Genomic DNA, 21,513 nt, shown 5'->3' with positions numbered 1-21,513 from the left:
TCGAAGACTACAGGCTGAGACAGCACCCCAGGAAAGCGAAGCAACTTATGTGAGTGAATATCTATCTAAGATCGCCTTTAGAGGACTACAGGCACGAGCCTTGCGAGCCAACAATTCGGAGTATTGTAAATAAAGAAGCCAGTAAATGAATTTTTTTAAAACTCATTTACTGGCTATTTCTCTAGGCATGATGTCCCAGGCTCTTTTTATTTAATAAATATTACTTCTTAGTATCATCGTCGTTGTTAGTGAATTTATCTTTGATTTTCTCAGTTAATGAAGCGTCTTCTTCATTTTTATCTTCTGGATCTTTATCGACTTTGTAGTTTTCATCTTTACCAATTGCTGTTTGTTTATATTCATAAGTTGTATCTTCGTTGTAGTGGTTTTGGTTATTATCATCATGGTCTAATGCTGCTTCTTCAGGCGTTTGGCCTTTAATCACGTGTCTTTGATGTATAATTGCATTAATTTCAGCACCTATGATGATGATGAAACTTGTTAAATATAACCAAATTAAAAGGATAATAATCCCTGCGATACTGCCGTATGTTTTAGAATAGTTTCCAAAATTAGAAATATAGAAACCGAATGCGAAAGATCCAATTAACCAGATAACCGATGTAAATATCGCCCCTGGTAATACAGATTTTAATTTCGTTTTAACATTTGGCGCTACTGAGTATAGAATTGTAAAAAGAATCAAAATAATGATTAATGGAAGTACAACTCTAATTAAACTGAAAACCCATTTGACTTGATCATCTAATCCTAGGGGACCAAATAAGAAATGAGCGATAACTGAACCCATTGTTGGTAGTGCCATAGCTACTAAAAATACTACACCTAACACAATTGTAAATACAACACTTAATAACTTTAATAGAATACCGTTTCTATTATCTTCTACATCATAAGCAACATTAAATGAGTTCATGATTGAAGTCATACCATTAGAAGCTGACCAAATTGCTAAGATTAACCCGATAGATAGTAAACCACCACTTGAATTTTTAGTGACATCGCTAATGACACCTTGAATTAGACTAGACGTGTCAGCGGGTGCGTTACTTAGTAAACCAGTAATTTGGCTTTGATCTAAGTTGAATAGTGGTAATAAAGTTAATAAAAAGATCAGCATAGGGAACATAGCTAATACAAAATGATAAGTCATTTGTGCAGCCAAACCTGATGCATCATCTTTTCCTATACGATAGATTAAATATGAGAGAAAATTAGATTTCTTTGTATATTTAGCTGGTTTATTTAATCGTGATACAAAAAAGACTTGATTATCTTTTTTGGGTTCTTTAGATTGAAATTCTTGTGGTTCGACATATGTACGATCAACATTTATTTTATCTTGATTCTTCTCTTGTTCTTCTTTAATAGAGTTAAGATATTTTGAGTTCGATTTATTTTCTTTTGACATAACAATCTCCTTTGCTTTAACCACATACATAAATAAAAAGTAAAAGAAGCGGGACAGAAACCTGTTATATTAGAAGATTTCATTGTCCCGCTTTACTATGAGTGAAAATCAAAATTGATATGATTCACTTTTAGTTATTGCTTATGATCACTAACATGTTAGACAATGTAGCAATCGTAAGCAACCAATTATTGACCAATGCGGTTATTCTTACGGTTAACGAAAGTATCTTTCGCATCTTTAATTGATTTTTCTAATTCTGGATTATTACGACGAATTTCTTCAATTGTATCTTTCCAATATAAAACTTCGTCTTTAATAGAATTAAATTTAGAAGGTTTACGTGAACGATTACCTACTTTAATATCTTTTACAGATTGAACTAATGCATTACGTGTTGATTTGTCTGCTAACGTAGCAGCGCCACCAACAAGTGCACCTATTAGAATACCAGGAATTAATTTGTTTTCCATTTCATTTACCTCTCTTTCAAATTTGCATCTTTAACGATGAAATCAATTAGATTATCACAAGATGATTGTACCATTTCATATACACCTTCAAAATTATTTGTGTAGTAAGGATCTGGTACATCACTCTCTTCCATATTACTAAATTCAAGTAATTTGAACAATTTTCCTTTTAGGTTAGGATTGATGTTTTTGATATTATCAACATTACTTTGATCCATGGCAATAATATAATCAAAATCATCACTTGGTTCAAACAACTCACTAATCATACCATCAAAAGGTATATTATGGCGATTAAGAATATCTTGAGTACCTTCATGAGGAGGTTCTCCAAGGTTCCATTTGCCAGTGCCTCTTGAATAAACATTAACACCTGAAACATGTCTATCTTTCAAGCGTTGACGCATGATTGCTTCAGCCATAGGAGAGCGACATATGTTTCCAAGACATACAAATGCTATATCTACCATACTCTATTCCCCCTAATCTGTTATATATAAACCATTTTATAGTTATTTTAAAATTTTATAAAGACATAATATTACTTTATTCGATAAAAGTTTGTTAAATCGTCATACTTTGATAAAATATTGTATTAAAGAGGTGATAACGTGACTCAAAATAATAATAAAGAAATGATTGCAGAGATTAGAAAAAAGTTAAACATCGTTAATCAAGGATTATTAAATCCCGATAAATTTGAAGAAGCCAATCAACAAGATGTAGAGGAAATATACAATTTTGTAATGTCTAAAGATTCTTTTTCACCAAGTGAAGTGACAGCGATTGCTGACGAATTAGGCAACTTACGTCAAGATTAAGGAGGATGCGCATATGACTTCATTAAGTTATAACGAGAAATTACAACAATATGCAGAATTATTAGTAAAAATTGGCATGAACGTACAACCTAAACAACCTGTGCTCATTAGATCTTCAGTGGATGCTATCGAGTTGACGCGATTAATTGTTGAAGAATCTTATAAAGCAGGGGCTTCCGACGTTAAAGTTGTATATGCTGATTCTAGATTAAATAGACTTAAGTTCGAATATGAATCGGTCGATTATTTTGAACATCAAGCTGTAAAATCATATGAAGTAGATGAACGAATGGATTATGCTAATCGTGGTGCAGCTAATTTAGCTTTATTAAGCGGAGACCCTAACTTATTAAACGGTATAGATGCAGAAAAACTGAAAGCATATCAAATGAGTTATAGTCATGCATTCAAAGGTTATATGGAAGGAAGTCAAAAGAATCAATTTCCATGGGTAGTTGCAGCCTTTCCTTCTAAAGATTGGGCGAAACGTGTTTATCCAGAATTAGACGAAACAGCTGCACTGGAGAAATTTATTGATGAAGTATTTGATATCGTAAGAATTGATGGCAATGATCCTATTGAAAATTGGAAGCACCATATCGAAAACTTAAGTGTACATGCTAAACAAATGCAAGACAAAAATTATAAAGCCTTACACTATCAATCAGAAGGAACAGACTTAGTCGTTGGTCTTCCTAAAGGGCATATATGGGTGGATGCTACAAGCTATGTAAATGGTAATCAACAAGCATTTATAGCGAATATACCAACTGAAGAAGTCTTTACAGCTCCTGATCGTAATAATGTCAATGGATACGTGACGAATAAATTACCACTAAGTTATAATGGAACAATTATTGATGGCTTTACATTAACATTTAAAGATGGACAAATTGTAGATTTCAAAGCGGAAAAAGGCGAAGAGGTACTTAGAGATCTGATTAACACAGATGAAGGGTCTAAACGATTAGGTGAAGTTGCCTTAGTACCTGACGATTCTCCAATTTCAAATCGTAATACTATTTTTTACAATACACTTTTTGATGAGAATGCATCGTGCCATTTAGCTATTGGTTCGGCATATGGCTTTAATGTTGAAGGTGGTACAGAAATGACGACTGAAGAAAAAGTTGCCAGTGGCTTAAATGACTCAAATGTGCACGTTGATTTCATGATAGGTAGTGCTGATTTAACGATTTATGGAATTAAACAGGATGGCTCTAAAGAATTAGTGTTTAAAAATGGTAATTGGGCACAATAAAAATAGAAATTAATATAAAAGAGGTATAACGCATGTCAAATTCTCAAGATAATCGAAAATCAATGTCTGAATCGAAAAGTTTTAAAGCTAAGCAAGTATTTCCTCAAGACACCAATCATCATCACACAATGTTTGGTGGATCATTGATGGCTAATATAGATGAAATAGCAGCTATTACAGCGATGAAACATGCTAACGCACAAGTAGTAACAGCTTCAACAGATTCGGTTGATTTCTTAAGACCAATCAAAACAGGAGATATAACTTCATATGAAGCAATGGTCAGTTATGCAGGTACGAGTTCAATGGAAGTTTGTGTACAAATTATCATTGAAGATGTTTTAAATAAAGAAAAGCATTTAGCAGCCTTAAGTTTCCTTACTTTCGTTGCATTAGATGATAATGGGAAACCAGTCAAAGTACCAGATGTTTATCCAGAAACAAAAATTGAAAAATGGTTTTACGAAAGTGCACCTAAACGTGTTCAACGTCGTAAAGATAGAAGAGAAGAAAGTAAAAGTACTATCGAATTTTTATCAAATGCGCAACATATTGAAGAAATTTAAACTTTGTGAAGCGGCTTGTAATATAGATAGTATAGTTTAAAAGAGTAAAAATAAGCACCACATAAAATAATGTTAGAGTAAATTTATTTTATGTGGTGCTTATTATATTTGCTTGAAATGATTTAACTGAAAATATTTTCAGTATGCATTTCAATCTCATTTTTTCTGAAATCAGTGTTTGGATAGTACATGTTTTTAACTAGAACGTTAGGACCTAAACAGTGAAATGCCTCACAATGACAATTGAGTGATTGCGCTAAATCTGATGTAAGCCATTTATTAAATACGTCTGTTAATTTGTCAGTTTCAATATTTGAAATTGTACCATTTTCATCTCCGAAATCAGTCACAATCACATCGCCACTAAAGACATTAACATTCAGGCGACTACGTCCATCTGGATCATTACGTGTCGTAACATTTTTAGCATCGCGTAAACGCTGTAACAATGCTTGGTCATTGTCATCATTAATACATGGATAAATAGGTAATGTACCAAATAACATCCATACATTTTCATCTCTAATGTCTAATAAATGATGAATCGCTTGTTTCATTTCTTTTAAAGAAAGCACATTTAATTGACTTGCAAAATCTGCAGGGTACATTGGATGAACTTCATGGCGACTGCATTTCATGTCATTGACGATTTCATTGTGAATTTTATCTAAATAAGGTAATGTACTTTGATTTAACATCGTTTCAGCAGAAACAAACATACCTTGACTTGATAATGTACTTGCATTCTCTAACATCTGTTCATATAATTTTAATTTTGCTTTTAAAGGAGGTTGCTTCTTCATTGCGCCGAAACCTACATCAGTAAATTCTTGAATTGTACCCCAGTTATGAGAGATATGCATAACGTCTATGTATTCAGCTATATCTAAATAACGATCTTGCGGTAGTGTTAAATTAGAATTCATTTGAACATATATACCACGATCTTGTGCATATTTTAACAGTGGTTTAACAATGTTTTTAATTGATTTTTTTGAGAACATTGGTTCGCCACCTGTTATTGACATAGTTCGTAAGTGAGGTATTTCATCTAAACGACGATAAATGATATCCATAGGTAAAGCATCTGGATCTTTAGTTTGTAAAGTATAGCCAACAGCACAGTGACTACATCTCATATTACATAATGTAGTAGTAGTGAACTCTATATTACTTAGTGTTAACTGACCGTGTGTTTTAACATCGTTGTATGCTTCCCATGGATCGTTGTTAATTGAAATGGGTTTTTTCTGATTTGTCATCCACATATTTATTACTCCTAAACTTAAAAAAATTCCTTAATCCGTTGCAAAAGTACAGTAAACATTATTAAGATTATATCGCTTTTTGTCAAATTCTGTTAGGATAAAACTAACGTATAGTTTAATAAATATATATTAATAAGGAGAAATCGTTATGAATGAACAACAAACAATGGAACAAATTAAAACAAGATTATCAAAATTTTTAGAAGATATTGACCATGTAAATCCCGATGAAGTAAGCGTTGAAGATATAGATGAATGGATTGGATTACTAGACCAATTAGAAGAAAAAGTTAAACAAGTTTCTAAATAAATTGAAACACTTTAATCTATGTATGTTTAATATCACTTAATTTCGTCTATATAATTAGTATAATTCGAACAAGAAAGGTGATTGACTAATGGCTAAAAAAGTAGCAATTATTTTATCAAATGAATTCGAAGATATCGAATTAACTAGCCCTAAAGAAGCAATTGAAGAAGCTGGTTTCGAAACTGAAATTATTGGTGATACTGCAAATGCAGAAGTAGTAGGTAAACACGGTGAAAAAGTTACTGTTGATGTAAGTATTGCAGATGCAAAACCAGAAGATTACGATGGCCTACTTATTCCTGGTGGATTCTCACCAGACCATCTTCGCGGTGATGCTGAAGGTCGTTATGGCACATTTGCTAAATACTTCACTAAAAATGATGTGCCAGCCTTTGCGATTTGCCACGGCCCTCAAATTTTAATCGATACAGATGACTTAAATGGACGCACACTTACTGCTGTATTAAATGTACGCAAAGATTTATCAAATGCAGGTGCAAATGTCGTAGACGAATCAGTTGTAGTTGATAATAATATCGTTACAAGTCGTACACCAGACGACTTAGATGATTTTAATAGAGAAATTGTTAAACAACTTCAAGCATAAATTTTATTGTTTCATAGACTTAAAACTAATTTGAAACATGCATGTTGCTATAAAGCAAATGTGTAAGTTATAGAACTGAGAAGAGGCTGTAAAGCTTCTCTCAGTTCTTTTTTTATTGCGATTAGGATGTTAGTCAACGATTGATCTAAAATGGCTTTAAACAATCTTTTCTCATACACCTTGGGACTGATTTTTCATGATAGGTATAGCTTAATCTAAAAACTACTGTTAAACTCACAGTTATAGAGTGAGTTTTAGTAAAGGAGCTACCACATGAAAAGAAGCCAAAGAATGAACAACTCGCCTGAGAGACATTCACATTACCGTAATGAACCTCATTACAATACGTATTATCAACCTGTAGGAAAACCACCTAAAAAGAAAAAAAGTAAACGTATATTTTTAAGAATATTTATTATATTTATCATCATATTTGCATTGTTTATTGGGTTAATGTATTTTTTATCTTCGAGAGCAAATGTTGATGACCTTAAAACAATTGAAAACAAAAGTAATTATGTTTCTTCAGACAATATGCCGGATTATGTAAAAGGTGCTTTTATTTCGATGGAGGATGAACGTTATTATAAACACCATGGATTTGACGTCAAAGGAACAACACGAGCATTATTCTCAACCATAGGTGATAGAGACGTTCAAGGTGGAAGTACAATTACACAACAAACTGTGAAGAATTATTATTACGACAATGAGCGTTCCTTTACTCGGAAATTAAAGGAATTGTTTGTAGCACATAAAGTAGAACAACAATATAGTAAAAATGAAATATTGAGTTTCTACTTAAATAACATTTATTATGGTAGTGATCAATATACAATTGAGGGTGCTGCGAACTATTATTTTGGAACAACAGTAGATAAGAATAATAGCAATATGCCTCAAATCACTGTCTTACAAAGTGCGATATTAGCAAGTAAAGTCAATGCACCGAGTGTTTATGATATAAGTGATATGTCTGACAATTTTAAAAATAGAATTAAAACCAATCTCGAAAAGATGAAACAGCAGGCGTATATTTCAGATAGTCAATATCAAGAAGCGTTAAGTCAATTAAATAACTATTGATTGTACATCTTGAAAAAATAAATTGTATATTTGTGTAAGTCCTCATAAAGGAGCCATTTTAATAATAGCCTTTATGAGGTTTTTTATGGGTAAAACATTTTGTGTAATGCGTTAAGTGATATAAAATAATGTGTGTTAGATAAATCAAGATAGTTTGATTTTTAATATAAATCAAAGTAAAGGTGGTGGAGGAATTGCCTAAAATTACTAAAATAGAAGTACAGAAGAACAATAAAGAGCGATTTAACTTATTCTTGGACGGCGCTTTTGAAATGGGAATCGATATTAATACACTTGTAAAATTTAATTTAAAAAAAGGGCAAATGGTTGAGCCATCAGATATGGAGAAGATTCAGAAGTATGAGCATTACCGTTTAGGTATTAATATGGCTATACAATACTTATCTTATAAAAAGAGAACTGAAAAAGAAGTGCGACAACATTTACAAAAAAACGAGATTAGTGCATCCGCGATTCAACAAGTTATAGATTATTGTTATAAAGAGGCATATATTAATCATGAAGATTATGCTGAAAGCTTAAAAAATACAATGATACATACTACTGATAAAGGTCCTGAAATTTACAAACAAAAATTATATCAAGTTGGAATTGAACCTAAGATTATCAATACATATGTTCAAATTTATGAAGAAGAACAACCATTTGAAGCGGTTATAAATGTTGCAAATAAAATTATGAGAACGAAGAAAGGTCCTGAAATTAAAGTACGTCAAAAAGTACTTCAAAGCTTAATTCAAAAAGGCTATTCTATGGATATCGCACAACAAGCAATATCTGAATTAGATTTTGAACAAGATGAAGCTTTGTTGGAGGATCTGTTACAAAAAGATCTTGAAAAAATTTATACAAAGCAACAACGTAAATATGATGGACAACAATTAGTAATGAAAACGATAGAGTCGCTTATGAGAAAAGGCTATAAATATGATAAAATTAAAGCAAAATTAGAAGAAAGTGGTATTTCAGATGAATGATAAAAAGCTAAGTGAAATGTCTGAACAGGAATTAAGACATGAAATACAGATATATAAAGAAAAGATGCGTAAAGCTGAAATGAACGGCATAATGAATGAATATGATGTTTATCAAAGTAAGGTCATTATTGCAGAAAGTTACTTAGTTGATCGTACCAAAGTTGTACTTGGTAGAATGTATAAACTTAATGATGGAAGCGAGCAATACTTTAAAGTTGAACGATTAAAAGGTGTGTTTGCATGGGGCTATAGAATTAATAGTAAGCCCCCTGAAGAAGGATTGCCACTCGCTTTATTAAAAATTTAGAAGGAAGTAACACGAATGGGAAGTTCAATAATCTTAAAAATGCTCAATGTCACGCATTATTATAGAAGTAAAAAAAACAGAAAGTGGTATCTACCATTTGGCTATGCCGCTGAAGACATAGAATTAAACAATATATCGCTACATATATACCAAGGGGAAGCATTAGCTATCATTGGTGAACCAGGATCTTCAAAAACTTTAATAGGTAGAATTATGGCTGGTGACATTAAGCCAGATAGAGGTAAGATTAATCAATCGGTTTCTACGTATTATGGTGACATAAAAGATAAACATTTAATACATATGACTGTAAGACAGTATGTAACTGAAGTTCAACGATTATTTTCTTATGAAACAACCTCTCATAATGTTGATCAAATCATTAAGTTCGCACATTTAGATGATAAATCTTCGGTTCATATTAATGCACTTAGCCATTCAGATTTTGCACAGTTAATTTTGAGTATTGCACGCGTATGTCGAAAGGATTTAATCATTTTAAATCATATCATCGAACATCTTGATGAAGCCTTTTTAGAAAAAGCAAAAAAATTATCAAAAGACTATATTAGTGAAAATAAGTCATTAGTATTTATAGATAATGACTTGGCAAAAGTTGAAAAAGTAAGTAACTATGTTGCTTGGATTTCACATGGACAAGTACGTATGGAAGGCTCACTAAACCAAGTTTTGCCTGTATTTAAAGAGCACGAGCAAGATAGAATGAGCATAGCAAATGATGAAGAACAACTTAATTTTGATTTAGATTGGAAAGAAAGTCGTAGTAGACTTCCAGAAATGAGCTATAATTTCAAAAGAGTTGAACGATATAGACATGCGAAAGCACCTGATTTTGTTGTAAGATTTTGGACGATTTTAATTACGAGTTTAATTTGCTTATTCATTGTAGGCGCATTAGTGATTAATAATGTAGGACGTTTTGACGTTCCAATTATTGAAGCGCAAAAGAAAGTAGAGAATAAAGACCCATTTGATGAAAAGCTTGCATATGGCATTGTGTTAGAGGATTCAATTACTTTAAAAGGGGATTCTAATATCAACGTCCCTAAATATACGTTTTTAACAATCACAGGTGAAAACTCAAAAAGTTATCGCGTCAGTAGTGATGATAAAGATTATGTGGTAGCAAAACATAAATTAGAATATTTTAACCCGGCGGCACTATATGAGTCACATTCTTTCAAAGCGCTATCTCCATATATGAAATCAAATTACAGTAATTATGTAGATTATTTTAATAGCCACTTACATAAGAAACACGATCAAGTTAAAAAGACATTGGTTCCAGATAAAGATTCGAGATATGTTGTTGAAGTAACACAACAACCAATCGATATGTTATTTAATGATCAAAATAAATTAACTGGATTTGTTTTTCCGATAGTCAATAAAGATGAGCTCAAAGATAAATATCGTATTACACAGGATTTATGGATTGTTAAGTCGGGGGATGGATATTTAATCGCAGACATGAAAAATAGCAAGTGGATATACATTGAATTGTAGGTGTAAAAATGATAGATAACTTTTTATTATATATTAAACGCTTTCCATCACTAATTGAGTTTACAAAACAACGCATCATAGATACTTGGAAATGGTTTGCTATGCTATTAATTGCCCAATTAGTTGTAATAGTGATTGCACTAATGACATTATCTTTTATAGGGATTGAGGATATTAGCAAAGCAAGGTGGCTATATCGACTCATTACTATGATGACATTTATTACTCTATTAGCAACGATATTTAAATCTTTTAAAGCGTACAGCCAAGATTATTTAATAACGAAATCATTCCAAGCAACACCATTGGTTACAGCCATTGCAAATGCACTTCTTGGAAGTTTTATTTGTTGTATATTGACATTGATTGTCGTACTGTTTAAGCCAGTGAATTTCGATGAGTCATTGATTGCATTTATCGTATTTTTTATCATGATGGTTTTATTTATTGTATTTATATCCGTTACTCTAGGATTATTAGATATTATATACAAGAATATGACAAAGTTATATTTTTTAATTGGAATTATTTGCTTTTTCATTATACCTGTCATATTTATTCCATCTGCAAATGAGAATTTAATGATTCAAATTCTAAAATTGAATCCACTATTTTATTTAATTGACGGTATTGCGACTTCTGCAATATATGGTGTAGTAAATTTGTACAACATTACTTACCATATCTATTTTGTTATTATTTTGGTAATTATAGGTACGGTTAATTTTATGTTAATGAGATATGTTGCACACTCAAAATATAAATATTCATCTCATACAATAGCTACAAAAAATAAATAAAAGAGTGAACCAGAATCATAGATAAGATTATGACTCTGGTTCACTCTTTTTAAAAGTTTATTTAGAATATAATTTCTTTTGTAATTTTTCTTCTGTGAAAACCCATCCGATGTATGAATGATCAATATTGTTGTCATTATCGACATGTGCAATCGCTGCAAAGCTATAATGGCCTTTATTTAAATAACGTAAATCAACCAGACGAACTTCTGTAGTATCATCGTCTAGCTTTCGAGTTTGCCAACGATAAATAGACGAAAAGTTTAAAAATGTTCTAATATCCTTATTACCTTTGATTTGCCACAATAACGTATCTGGTGAAAACGGTTGTCGCTTAACTTTATCACTAAAAACAACATTTCTACCAAATGATCGACCTACATAATCATGTTCTTCCGTTTGAATCGCAACACGCCATTCCATAAATTTCATAGTTGGTGCTACAAAAATTTTAACAGGATTGTGTTGTTCTTTAATTTGACTTAATGCTTGTTTCTTAATAATACTTTGCATTTTGAAACGAACAATGTAATAAATGATGAGTACACCTATAATTGGAAAGAACACTGCAAATGGATGAACACCTAGAAGCCAAATCACAATACCTAAACAAAGTATGATAAAAATGATTGGATCAAAGGTATTAATAACACTTAGTTGAATCCATTTGTTTGATAGTGGGCGTAGTGCTTGGGTACCATATGAATTAAATATATCTACAAAGACATGTAAAAATACTGCTAACTGTGCCCATAACCATATGTGCGTAGTATCTACGCCTGGAAAGATTACGTAAATCAAAAATGTAATCAATATCGGCCATAAAATTGTAAATGGTATAGAATGAGTGATACCACGATGATGTGAAATATATGTGGCGTTATTTTTTAATTTTAAAACGGTGTCGCCATCTGGAATTAATGACCCTGCAATTAAGGTTGTGGCTGTGGCTGCCATAGTATTTGCCATAGCTGGGTCTTGACTTGCTAAAGCAGTTAATCCAACACCGATTGCAATGTGCGTGGCTGTATCCATAACGTTCACTCTTTTCATGTTAATTTAATATATATTATAATCTAAAAATTGGAATAACGAAATTAAGAAACATATTAAAATACTGTTCATTTAATATAAAGTGCTCTTAGTGAAGTAAATAAAGCATATTGAAAGGAAATAATTATGATAAACGATTCTACTTTTAAAAGGAATTTAATACAATGGTTTAATAAGAATCAGAGAGAAATGCCATGGCGTGAAACTTCGAATCCATACTATATCTGGTTAAGTGAAGTAATGCTTCAACAAACACAGGTTAAAACAGTTGTGGATTATTATCACAGATTTATTCAACGTTTTCCAACAATAGAGGACTTAAGTCAGGCAGATGAAGAAGAAGTTCTTAAATATTGGGAAGGATTGGGCTATTATAGTCGCGCACGTAACTTTCATACTGCTGTGAAAGAAGTAGCATCAGAATATCATGGTGTCGTTCCTTCTACACCAGAACAATTTGGGAAATTAAAAGGGGTAGGTCCTTATACTCAAGCAGCAGTTCTAAGCATCGCGTTTAATCAGCCATTAGCAACCGTTGATGGCAATGTCTTTAGAGTATGGTCTAGATTGAATAATGATTCAAGAGATATAAAGTTGCAAAGCACGAGAAAAAGTTATGAACAAGAATTACAGCCTTATGTGCATCAAGAGGCGGGTACATTTAACCAAGCAATGATGGAATTAGGTGCGTTAGTTTGTACACCTAAGAAACCGCTATGTTTATTTTGTCCAGTTCAAGAGAACTGTCGTGCTTTTAAAGAAGGCACTGTATTAGAATTACCAGTAAAAACGAAGAACACTAAGAAAAAAACTATTCAACAAGCGGTATTCTTAGTTAGAAATGCCAAAGGTCAATATTTAATGACGCAACGTCAAGAAAGATTGTTAAATGGCATGTGGCAATTTCCAATGTTTGAAACACCCAATGCTTTAGAACAATTACAAGAAAAATTAGGATTGTCTTTATCGATAGCTGAGGATATTGTATTTAAGCTTAAACACCAATTCACACATATGACTTGGGATATTAGTGTCTATAGTACCATTGAGACCGTGTCACTGTCAGAATCATTTATGGAAGATAACCATCTGGAATGGATGGATTTAAATCAGCGACAAGCATATACGTTACCAGTATCTATGGATAAGATATACCAATACATTAACGGCTAAGACATTCTAATTTGTGATTAACTTAAGTGGAAATAACAACGCATCTGTAAAGACTTATTTAAAAATATGATATAATCTAAAGTGCGAAAATTACTAAAAGGGTGGTGTGGAGTATGGTAAAAGAATCCATACCTAAAGAAGGCGAAAATATAAAAATTCAAAGTTACAAACACGACGGTAACATCCATAGAGTATGGTCTGAAACAACAATCTTAAAAGGCACAGACCATGTGATTATTGGCGGGAATGATCACACTTTAGTTACTGAAAGTGACGGACGTACATGGATTACAAGAGAACCAGCTATCGTGTATTTTCATTCAGAATATTGGTTTAATGTCATTTGTATGTTTAGAGAGGATGGCATTTATTACTACTGTAATCTATCATCGCCTTTCGTTTGTGACGAAGAAGCTTTGAAATATATTGATTATGATTTAGATATTAAGGTATATCCTAATGGAAAATATCATTTATTAGATGAAGATGAGTATGAACAGCACATGAATCAGATGAATTATCCACATGATATAGATGTTATTTTACGCCGTAATGTAGATATTTTACAACAGTGGATCGAACAGAAAAAAGGACCATTCGCTCCAGATTTTATAAAAGTTTGGAAAGAGCGATATAAAAAAATCCGTAATTATTAAGCATAAAAGATGTAATTGTTACATATTTGTTTTATAGTACTTGAGTGATAATAACAAGAGGTTGAATTTACTTTGATGATACAAACGTATTGTTTTGAATCAAAGTTTCAACCTCTATTAATTTTTAAAAAATATAATTGTGATCATCATAGGGGGGAGTAGTATGATACGACGCTATTTAGAATTTGTTAAACCATACAAATATCGAATAATAGCTACGATAATTATTGGGATTATCAAATTCGGCATTCCTATGTTAATTCCTCTACTTATCAAATATGCAATTGATGGCGTTATTAATAATAGTGCACTTTCAACGAATGAAAAGTTTCAACATTTAAGTGTAGCTATCGGCATAGCGTTATTTATTTTCTTAATTGTCAGACCACCAATAGAATATCTACGACAATATCTTGCACAATGGACGAGTAACAAAATTCTATATGATATTAGAAAACGTCTATATGATCATTTGCAAGCGCTAAGTGCAAGATTTTATGCAAATAATCAAGTTGGACAAGTTATATCGAGAGTTATTAATGATGTTGAGCAAACGAAAGACTTTATATTAACTGGTTTAATGAACATTTGGCTAGATTGCATAACAATCATCATTGCACTATCTATTATGTTCTTCCTAGACGTGAAGTTAACTTTCGCGGCGATCATTATTTTCCCATTCTATATTCTCACTGTCTATTTCTTCTTTGGACGCTTAAGAAAATTGACACGTAAACGTTCGCAAGCATTAGCTGAAGTACAAGGATTTCTACATGAACGTGTACAAGGGATGTCAGTAATTAAAAGCTTTGCAATTGAGGATAATGAAGCTAAAAATTTCGACCATAAAAATAAACATTTCTTAAACCGTGCATTTCAACATACGTCATGGAATGCATACTCATTTGCGGCGATTAATACAGTTACAGATTTAGGACCTATAATTGTTATTGGCTTTGGGTCATATCTAGCAATCAATGGTTCAATTACTGTTGGTACACTTGCAGCTTTTGTTGGCTATTTAGAACAATTATTTGGACCGTTAAGAAGACTAGTTGCTTCATTTACAACATTAACTCAAAGTTTTGCGTCAATGGATAGGGTATTTCAGTTAATGGATGAAGATTATGATATAAAAAATGGTATTGGTGCTCAGCCTATTGAAATTAAACAAGGTCATATAGAATTGAAAAACGTTAGTTTCAAATATAATGAAAATGAATCAACAATATTAAAAAATATCAATCTCAATATAAACAAAGGAGATACCGTAGCTTTTGTTGGTATGAGTGGTGGTGGTAAATCAACTTTAATTAACTTGATACCACGCTTCTACGATGTAACTGAAGGTGAAATACGAATCGATGATCACAATGTTAAAGACTTTTTAACCGGTAGTTTAAGAAATCAAATTGGTTTAGTACAGCAAGATAATATTCTTTTTTCAGACACAGTTAGAGAAAATATATTATTAGGACGCCCAGATGCTACTGAAGAAGAAATAATTGAAGCGGCTAAAATGGCCAATGCACATGATTTTATTATGAATCTTCATGACGGCTACGATACTGAAGTAGGGGAACGTGGCGTTAAACTATCTGGTGGACAGAAACAACGTCTTTCAATTGCAAGAATCTTTTTAAATAATCCGCCTATATTAATATTAGATGAAGCTACATCAGCTTTAGATTTAGAGAGTGAAGCGATTATTCAAGAAGCGTTAGATGTGCTTAGTAAAGATAGAACAACACTTATTGTTGCACATAGACTCTCAACGATTACACATGCGGATAAGATAATTGTAATGCAAAACGGTCAAATCGTTGAAACAGGCACACATCAGGAATTAATAGATAAAAAAGGTGCTTATGAGCATCTCTATAGTATACAAAATTTATAATAATAATAAATAAGCGTTCACTGAACTTTATCGATTCAGTGAACGCTTATTATTATAAGTCAAAATCTTCATCGGCTATATCTATTTCAGTATCATTTCGATGATACGTGAAGAAACTTAATCTTAAACGATCTAAATGTTCTAGATAATAACGATATTCTTCAATTGTGGCAATAATTTGCATAATATTAGAATAAGAATAGTCGACTTGGTAAGGATTTTGAATTAATTGTTGTTGAAAAGCATCCATTAGGTCTTTCTTTTGAGGATTCATGATTTGATTATCAAAATGTTCTACATTATATCGCGCCTTTTTCGACAAACTCTTTAGAATTTGTTCATGATACGCTGTTAAAGAATCTAATTCTAATTTGATTTGAAAAATCAAATTGTAATTTAAGTTATGAAGATCATTCTGATATCTAGCCATTCGATTAAGCACTTCATATGCTTGTCTGGTTGTACCTACAACTTCTTTAAATAAAATTTTCTTTCTATTTTGTTGGAAGGCTGCTTTTCTAGTTAGTGCTTTCTCTTCATTGTAATAATTAAAAATCTGTTCAAGTTTTGAAATACGTGATTCAATTTGTTCTCCATCTTCTTTTATCTGATGATAGTCAGAAGCGTCATTTAATACAAGCTTAAACCAAATAAATATATCAGAAGCAATATTTACCGAGTTGTGATATATCTTGGTTTCAAATTTAGGTGGTAAAAATATTAAGTTAACTACAGAAGCACTTACGACACCAATCATTACTAGAATAAATCTAAAAGCGGCTGTTACATAGAATGATCCGGTATGTTGCCCCATTATAATGAGGGCAGTGACACCTGCAAGTGTAGCAACATGAGCTAAATTTATTTTATATAAAATAGCAATTAATAAAATAACAGTGACGCCCATAATCACAATATTTTTACCGAAAATGGTTACCATGATGACTGCTAATAAAGCACCAATGACATTACCTGTAGCCTGTTCTGAAATCGTTTTGATGGAACGATATATATTAGGTTGCATAGCAACAATCGCACTAATGCCCGCTACAGATTTTAATCCGACATTATCAGGTAAGAAAGAAGCTATAAACAAAGCGAGAATAATTGCAATACCAGTCTTTAGTATACGAGCTCCTAGCCTCAACTATAACGCTCCTTTAAATATAATTTTGATAATAATATTTTAAACTAGTATACACTTGAAGACTGAAATGATACAAGTTTTTGTTTCTAATAAAAAAACTACAATAAAACTGTTCTTCACATTTGAACAGCTTTATTGTAGGCCATCAGTTGATTATTTCATTTGACTAAATGCATAATCAGCAGCTTTTAATGTCTCATCAATATCTTCTTCAGTGTGTTCTGTAGTTAAGAACCACGCCTCAAATTTAGAAGGTGCTAAATTAATACCTTGATTTAGCATTAATTTAAAGAATTTAGCAAATGCTTCGCCATCTGAATTTTCAACTTGTTCATAGTGCGTAATCGTTTCATTAGTAAAATAAAGCGTCAATGAACCGTATACACGATTTATAGTAGCGGTGATATGATGTTTCTCTATCAATTTTAATAAGCCATCTTCAAGTCTTTTGCCTAATTTGTCTAATCTTTCATAAACGCCTTCTTGCTCTAATACTTCCAATAATGCAATACCAGCTCTCATAGAAAGTGGGTTGCCGGCCATTGTACCTGCTTGGTATGCAGGACCTAAAGGTGCAACATGTTCCATAATATCTTGTCGACCACCATAGCCTCCAATTGGAAGTCCGCCGCCAATGATTTTTCCGAAAGCTGTTAGATCAGGATATACATTTAATAAGTCTTGTGCAGCACCATAATGGAAACGGAATGCTGTAATAACCTCGTCATAAATCACCAATGCACCATAATCATGTGTGATTTTATTTACTTCTTCTAAAAAACCAGGTTGTGGTTCTACCATGCCAAAGTTACCAACAATAGGTTCTACTAATACTGCTGCAACTTCATTTCCCCAGTGTTTCATAGCTTCTTTATATGATTCAATATCATTAAATGGAACTGTAATCACTTCTTTTGCAACACTTTCGGGAACACCCGCTGAGTCAGGTGAGCCTAATTGTGATGGGCCACTTCCTGCAGCAACTAACACTAAGTCTGAGTGACCATGATAAGAGCCCGCAAACTTAATAATTTTATCTCTCTTTGTATAAGCACGTGCAACACGTATTGTTGTCATTACTGCTTCAGTACCAGAGTTAACGAATCGTATTTTTTCAAGTGATGGGATTGCTTCACGTAATTTTTTACTGAATTCAATCTCTAACTCTGTTGGGGTACCATACAATACACCTTTAGCTGCTTGATCTTGAATGGCTTTTGTAATGTGAGGGTGCGCATGACCAGTAATAATTGGGCCATAAGCTTGTAAATAATCAATAAATTTATTGCCATCTACATCATATAAGTATGCGCCATGACCTTCGCGCATAACTACAGGTGCACCTCCACCTACCGCTTTATATGAACGTGATGGTGAATTAACGCCACCTAAAATATATTCATTTGATAATTGTTGCAGACGTTCACTCTCAGTGAATTTCATCTTATTTCAACCTCTCTTATTTTAATATTATTCATTACTATCGTATCATATAATTAATACGATTAAGAAATAGGTGATAGGATGTTTAAAAAAGGTGACAAATTTCCAGAATTCAAATTAGAGAATCAAAATGGAGAATGTATTACAAACGAAACAATAAAAGGAAGCAAAACAATTTTATATTTTTATCCACGTGATAATACGCCAACTTGTACGACTGAAGCATGTGATTTTAGAGATAATTTAGATAGATTTAATGAATTAGATGTTCAAGTTTATGGTGTTAGTGCAGATACTAAGAAAAAACATCAAAACTTTATTGCTAAACATAATCTTAATTTCGACTTATTAGTAGATGAAGATTATGTATTATCTGAAAAAGTTGGTGTTTACCAATTGAAAAAGTCATTCGGTAAAGAATCCATGGGAATTGTACGAACAACTTTTATAATAGATGAAGAAGGAATCATCATTGATGTGATTGAAAAAGTTAAAGTTAAAACACAAATGGAAGAATTAAATCGAATTTTGGGGTGAAAACATGAAAATAGTTAGTTTAAAGCGACTTGGAGAAATAGAATCAGTACTTAAAAGTGACTATCCAGAATTAGAATTTTACTTTTTCAAAAAAGCCGAAGACATACCTAAAACATTAAAGGAAGAATTGAATATATTGATTGGTTATGATGGTGGGGTAGATGCAAACTTCATTAATGAGTGCCCAAATTTAAAATGGATTTCTTGGTATGCAACAGGCGTAAATAGTTTACCCTTAGAAACAATTAAGAAAAGAAACATTATTTTAACCAATAGTAGAGGTGTGCAAGCAAAACAAGTTTCAGAGTTTGTTCTTGCATTCATACTTGATGACTATAAGAAAATGCGTACATCATACATTAATCAAATCAATAAAGTATACGACTCTAGACTAACTGGCAAGCGATTGAGCGGAGAACGTGTTTTAATATTAGGGACAGGATCATTAGCTCAACAGACCGTTAAATTACTTAAGCCATTTAATATGACTATAGTTGGAATTAGTAGGTCAGGTAAATCCAAAGAAGGATTTGACTGTATTTATAAAATAGAAGAACTTGAAAAGCATCTAAATAAAGCTGATATCATTATTAACACCTTACCTGAAACTAATGAAACGTATCATTTATTATTAGAGAAACATTTTGAGCTTATGAATGATGAATGTTTATTTATTAATGTAGGTAGGGGAACTGTTGTAAATGAAAAAACACTCATAAAGGCTTTATCACAGAATCAAATTCGACATGCTTATATTGATGTATTTGAAAATGAACCATTGAAACCAGACAATGCGCTATACAAGTTAGATAATGTAACGCTAACTGCGCATATCAGTGGTAACGATAAAAACATTAAACGAGATGCAACGAAACTTTTTAAGAAGAATTTAGACTATTTTCTCAATAAGAATGATGTAATTGAGAATAAAGTCGATTTATATCATGGTTATTAAAGGAAAAGGTTCGTACTTATTGACATTATACTTTCTAAACAGTTATATTAATATCAAGTAATAATTATTATTAACTAGAAAGTGGTGAAAACAATGAGTGCAGAAGTAGAATCCATTGATCATGAACTAGAAGAATCAATTGCAGCCCTTAGAAGAGCTGGTGTTAGAATTACACCACAACGTCAAGCTATCATTCGTTATCTTATTGCATCTCATTCACATCCGACGGCGGATGAAATTTATCAAGCACTTTCACCTGATTTTCCAAATATTAGTGTTGCGACAATATATAATAATTTAAGAGTGTTTAAAAGTATTGGCATAGTTAAAGAATTAACATATGGAGATGCATCAAGTCGATTTGATTTTAATACTCATAATCATTATCACGTTATCTGTGAGAAATGTGGCAAGATAGTAGATTTCCACTATCCACAACTTGATGAAGTTGAACAACTTGCTCAACACATTACAGAGTTCGACGTAACACATCACCGTATGGAAATATATGGTATCTGTAAAGAATGCAAAGATAAAGAAGAATAATAAGTAGAAGTTTAAATGGAGTAGGTCAGTAAGAATTAAACTCGTTGTCTACTCTTAGTATAGATGACTAGGAGTATAAAAGTTTTATATAAGCACTTTTCAAAATAGTTATCTACTACCTAAATGATAAAGAGGCTGGAACATTTTATTATGTCCCAGCCTCTTTCCTATATTGATCTTAATATGTAGTAGCAATTTCAAAGTAGCGACTTTAATATATAGTAAATATAATGAAATATTGGCATTATAGTTGAATATTCGAAATGAAATTAACAATAAAATGCATAAATTATACCCTTAATTCAAAACAATACATTAGATGTGAAAAATTAGTCATTATTCTTATGAAGAAATGATTGACGTTCATTTCTAAACTTGATATTATATAAAAGTCGTCAAAAACGAATGTAAACTTTCTTTTCCGGCAAATTAATATCATTAATTTAATGTTAAGAAAGTGTAATTTTGACTATTGAAAAACTTAGCAAGACATTATAAGATATTATTTGTTGAAATAATCAATTAAGTTTTGAACAGAAAAATTTAAAAATAAATTTTAAAAAGTTCTTGACATTAGATATTGATTGTTGGTATAATTAATAAATGTAATTGCTTTAAATGAACATTGAAAACTGAATGACAATATG

General features: G+C 31.8%; 23 protein-coding genes. 16 read left to right on the top strand and 7 right to left on the bottom strand.

Translation table 11 applies throughout. The features are described 5' to 3' along the window. Positions 1-220 precede the first annotated feature (220 nt). From HMPREF3239_RS00110 to HMPREF3239_RS00100, 3 genes are all read right to left on the bottom strand, one after another. Positions 221-1,432 carry a YihY/virulence factor BrkB family protein gene (locus tag HMPREF3239_RS00110; protein ID WP_070854239.1) on the bottom strand — a complete coding sequence of 404 codons (1,212 nt, stop codon included), beginning with the start codon at positions 1,430-1,432 and terminating at the stop codon, positions 221-223. A 188-nt stretch (positions 1,433-1,620) separates the two neighbouring features. Next, on the bottom strand, positions 1,621-1,905 hold the full coding sequence (locus HMPREF3239_RS00105) for a YtxH domain-containing protein (RefSeq protein WP_070854237.1): 285 nt from the start codon (positions 1,903-1,905) through the stop codon (positions 1,621-1,623). Positions 1,906-1,910: 5 nt separating this feature from the next. Beyond that, positions 1,911-2,375: a low molecular weight protein-tyrosine-phosphatase gene (locus HMPREF3239_RS00100; protein ID WP_070854236.1), complete on the bottom strand. Its 465-nt coding sequence runs from the start codon at positions 2,373-2,375 to the stop codon at positions 1,911-1,913. Positions 2,376-2,516: 141 nt separating this feature from the next. Between HMPREF3239_RS00100 and HMPREF3239_RS00095 the strand changes: the two genes are divergently transcribed. The 3 genes from HMPREF3239_RS00095 to HMPREF3239_RS00085 are packed head-to-tail and all read left to right on the top strand — an operon-like array spanning position 2,517 to position 4,553. Further along, positions 2,517-2,726 carry a DUF1128 domain-containing protein gene (locus HMPREF3239_RS00095; RefSeq protein WP_075108584.1) on the top strand — a complete coding sequence of 70 codons (210 nt, stop codon included), beginning with the start codon at positions 2,517-2,519 and terminating at the stop codon, positions 2,724-2,726. A gap of 13 nt (positions 2,727-2,739) precedes the next feature. Next, positions 2,740-3,987: an aminopeptidase gene (locus HMPREF3239_RS00090; RefSeq protein WP_070854234.1), complete on the top strand. Its 1,248-nt coding sequence runs from the start codon at positions 2,740-2,742 to the stop codon at positions 3,985-3,987. A 32-nt stretch (positions 3,988-4,019) separates the two neighbouring features. After that, positions 4,020-4,553, top strand: coding sequence for an acyl-CoA thioesterase (locus tag HMPREF3239_RS00085; protein WP_053030364.1), 534 nt, complete (start codon positions 4,020-4,022; stop codon positions 4,551-4,553). A gap of 122 nt (positions 4,554-4,675) precedes the next feature. Here the strand turns inward: HMPREF3239_RS00085 and yfkAB are convergent, their stop codons facing one another. After that, positions 4,676-5,815, bottom strand: coding sequence for a radical SAM/CxCxxxxC motif protein YfkAB (gene yfkAB, locus HMPREF3239_RS00080; protein ID WP_176747930.1), 1,140 nt, complete (start codon positions 5,813-5,815; stop codon positions 4,676-4,678). Positions 5,816-5,969: 154 nt separating this feature from the next. On the opposite strand from yfkAB, the gene HMPREF3239_RS12205 reads away from it, so the two are divergent. The 7 genes from HMPREF3239_RS12205 (at position 5,970) to HMPREF3239_RS00050 (ending at position 11,456) form a co-directional block, all read left to right on the top strand. Further along, a complete protein-coding gene (locus tag HMPREF3239_RS12205) occupies positions 5,970-6,131 on the top strand; it encodes an SE1561 family protein (RefSeq protein ID WP_107630250.1) in 162 nt (53 codons plus the stop codon). 88 nt (positions 6,132-6,219) lie between these two features. Then, on the top strand, positions 6,220-6,738 hold the full coding sequence (locus HMPREF3239_RS00075) for a type 1 glutamine amidotransferase domain-containing protein (protein ID WP_070854230.1): 519 nt from the start codon (positions 6,220-6,222) through the stop codon (positions 6,736-6,738). A gap of 273 nt (positions 6,739-7,011) precedes the next feature. Next, on the top strand, positions 7,012-7,824 hold the full coding sequence (gene sgtB / locus HMPREF3239_RS00070; RefSeq protein ID WP_070854228.1) for a monofunctional peptidoglycan glycosyltransferase SgtB: 813 nt from the start codon (positions 7,012-7,014) through the stop codon (positions 7,822-7,824). A gap of 194 nt (positions 7,825-8,018) precedes the next feature. Continuing rightward, entirely contained in the window at positions 8,019-8,822 is an 804-nt protein-coding gene (recX, locus tag HMPREF3239_RS00065) for a recombination regulator RecX (protein ID WP_070854226.1), read from the top strand. Beyond that, entirely contained in the window at positions 8,815-9,129 is a 315-nt protein-coding gene (locus tag HMPREF3239_RS00060) for a YfhH family protein (protein WP_070854224.1), read from the top strand. Before recX ends, HMPREF3239_RS00060 begins: the two co-directional genes overlap by 8 nt. Before the next feature lie 15 nt (positions 9,130-9,144). Continuing rightward, complete coding sequence (locus HMPREF3239_RS00055) at positions 9,145-10,656, top strand: ATP-binding cassette domain-containing protein (RefSeq protein ID WP_070854223.1); 1,512 nt, start codon at positions 9,145-9,147, stop codon at positions 10,654-10,656. A gap of 8 nt (positions 10,657-10,664) precedes the next feature. Beyond that, positions 10,665-11,456: a teichoic acid transporter gene (locus HMPREF3239_RS00050; protein WP_070854221.1), complete on the top strand. Its 792-nt coding sequence runs from the start codon at positions 10,665-10,667 to the stop codon at positions 11,454-11,456. 57 nt (positions 11,457-11,513) lie between these two features. Here the strand turns inward: HMPREF3239_RS00050 and HMPREF3239_RS00045 are convergent, their stop codons facing one another. Then, on the bottom strand, positions 11,514-12,491 hold the full coding sequence (locus HMPREF3239_RS00045) for a metal-dependent hydrolase (protein WP_070854219.1): 978 nt from the start codon (positions 12,489-12,491) through the stop codon (positions 11,514-11,516). A 144-nt stretch (positions 12,492-12,635) separates the two neighbouring features. Between HMPREF3239_RS00045 and mutY the strand changes: the two genes are divergently transcribed. The 3 genes from mutY to HMPREF3239_RS00030 all read left to right on the top strand — a co-directional run bounded on the left by mutY (position 12,636) and on the right by HMPREF3239_RS00030 (position 16,238). Further along, entirely contained in the window at positions 12,636-13,682 is a 1,047-nt protein-coding gene (gene mutY, locus HMPREF3239_RS00040; protein ID WP_070854218.1) for an A/G-specific adenine glycosylase, read from the top strand. 113 nt (positions 13,683-13,795) lie between these two features. Beyond that, positions 13,796-14,338: a nucleoside tri-diphosphate phosphatase gene (locus HMPREF3239_RS00035; protein ID WP_053030354.1), complete on the top strand. Its 543-nt coding sequence runs from the start codon at positions 13,796-13,798 to the stop codon at positions 14,336-14,338. Positions 14,339-14,501: 163 nt separating this feature from the next. Beyond that, positions 14,502-16,238 carry an ABC transporter ATP-binding protein gene (locus tag HMPREF3239_RS00030; RefSeq protein ID WP_070854216.1) on the top strand — a complete coding sequence of 579 codons (1,737 nt, stop codon included), beginning with the start codon at positions 14,502-14,504 and terminating at the stop codon, positions 16,236-16,238. A gap of 52 nt (positions 16,239-16,290) precedes the next feature. Here the strand turns inward: HMPREF3239_RS00030 and HMPREF3239_RS00025 are convergent, their stop codons facing one another. Both HMPREF3239_RS00025 and HMPREF3239_RS00020 read right to left on the bottom strand, forming a co-directional pair. After that, positions 16,291-17,385 carry an FUSC family protein gene (locus HMPREF3239_RS00025; RefSeq protein ID WP_053030352.1) on the bottom strand — a complete coding sequence of 365 codons (1,095 nt, stop codon included), beginning with the start codon at positions 17,383-17,385 and terminating at the stop codon, positions 16,291-16,293. A 153-nt stretch (positions 17,386-17,538) separates the two neighbouring features. Continuing rightward, complete coding sequence (locus HMPREF3239_RS00020) at positions 17,539-18,828, bottom strand: glutamate-1-semialdehyde 2,1-aminomutase (RefSeq protein WP_053030351.1); 1,290 nt, start codon at positions 18,826-18,828, stop codon at positions 17,539-17,541. 81 nt (positions 18,829-18,909) lie between these two features. Between HMPREF3239_RS00020 and bcp the strand changes: the two genes are divergently transcribed. From bcp to perR, 3 genes are all read left to right on the top strand, one after another. After that, positions 18,910-19,365 carry a thioredoxin-dependent thiol peroxidase gene (gene bcp, locus HMPREF3239_RS00015; protein WP_053030350.1) on the top strand — a complete coding sequence of 152 codons (456 nt, stop codon included), beginning with the start codon at positions 18,910-18,912 and terminating at the stop codon, positions 19,363-19,365. 4 nt (positions 19,366-19,369) lie between these two features. Next, positions 19,370-20,320 carry an NAD(P)-dependent oxidoreductase gene (locus tag HMPREF3239_RS00010; RefSeq protein ID WP_070854215.1) on the top strand — a complete coding sequence of 317 codons (951 nt, stop codon included), beginning with the start codon at positions 19,370-19,372 and terminating at the stop codon, positions 20,318-20,320. 93 nt (positions 20,321-20,413) lie between these two features. Beyond that, positions 20,414-20,866, top strand: a complete 453-nt coding sequence (perR, locus tag HMPREF3239_RS00005; protein ID WP_053030348.1) for a peroxide-responsive transcriptional repressor PerR — start codon at positions 20,414-20,416, stop codon at positions 20,864-20,866. The last annotated feature ends 647 nt before the right edge of the window (positions 20,867-21,513 follow it).

Source organism: Staphylococcus sp. HMSC34C02 (assembly GCF_001838705.1).
GTDB classification, from domain to species: domain Bacteria; phylum Bacillota; class Bacilli; order Staphylococcales; family Staphylococcaceae; genus Staphylococcus; species Staphylococcus borealis.
Note: the sequence above shows the minus strand (reverse complement) of the source record. Positions and strands in the feature narration are given on the sequence as shown.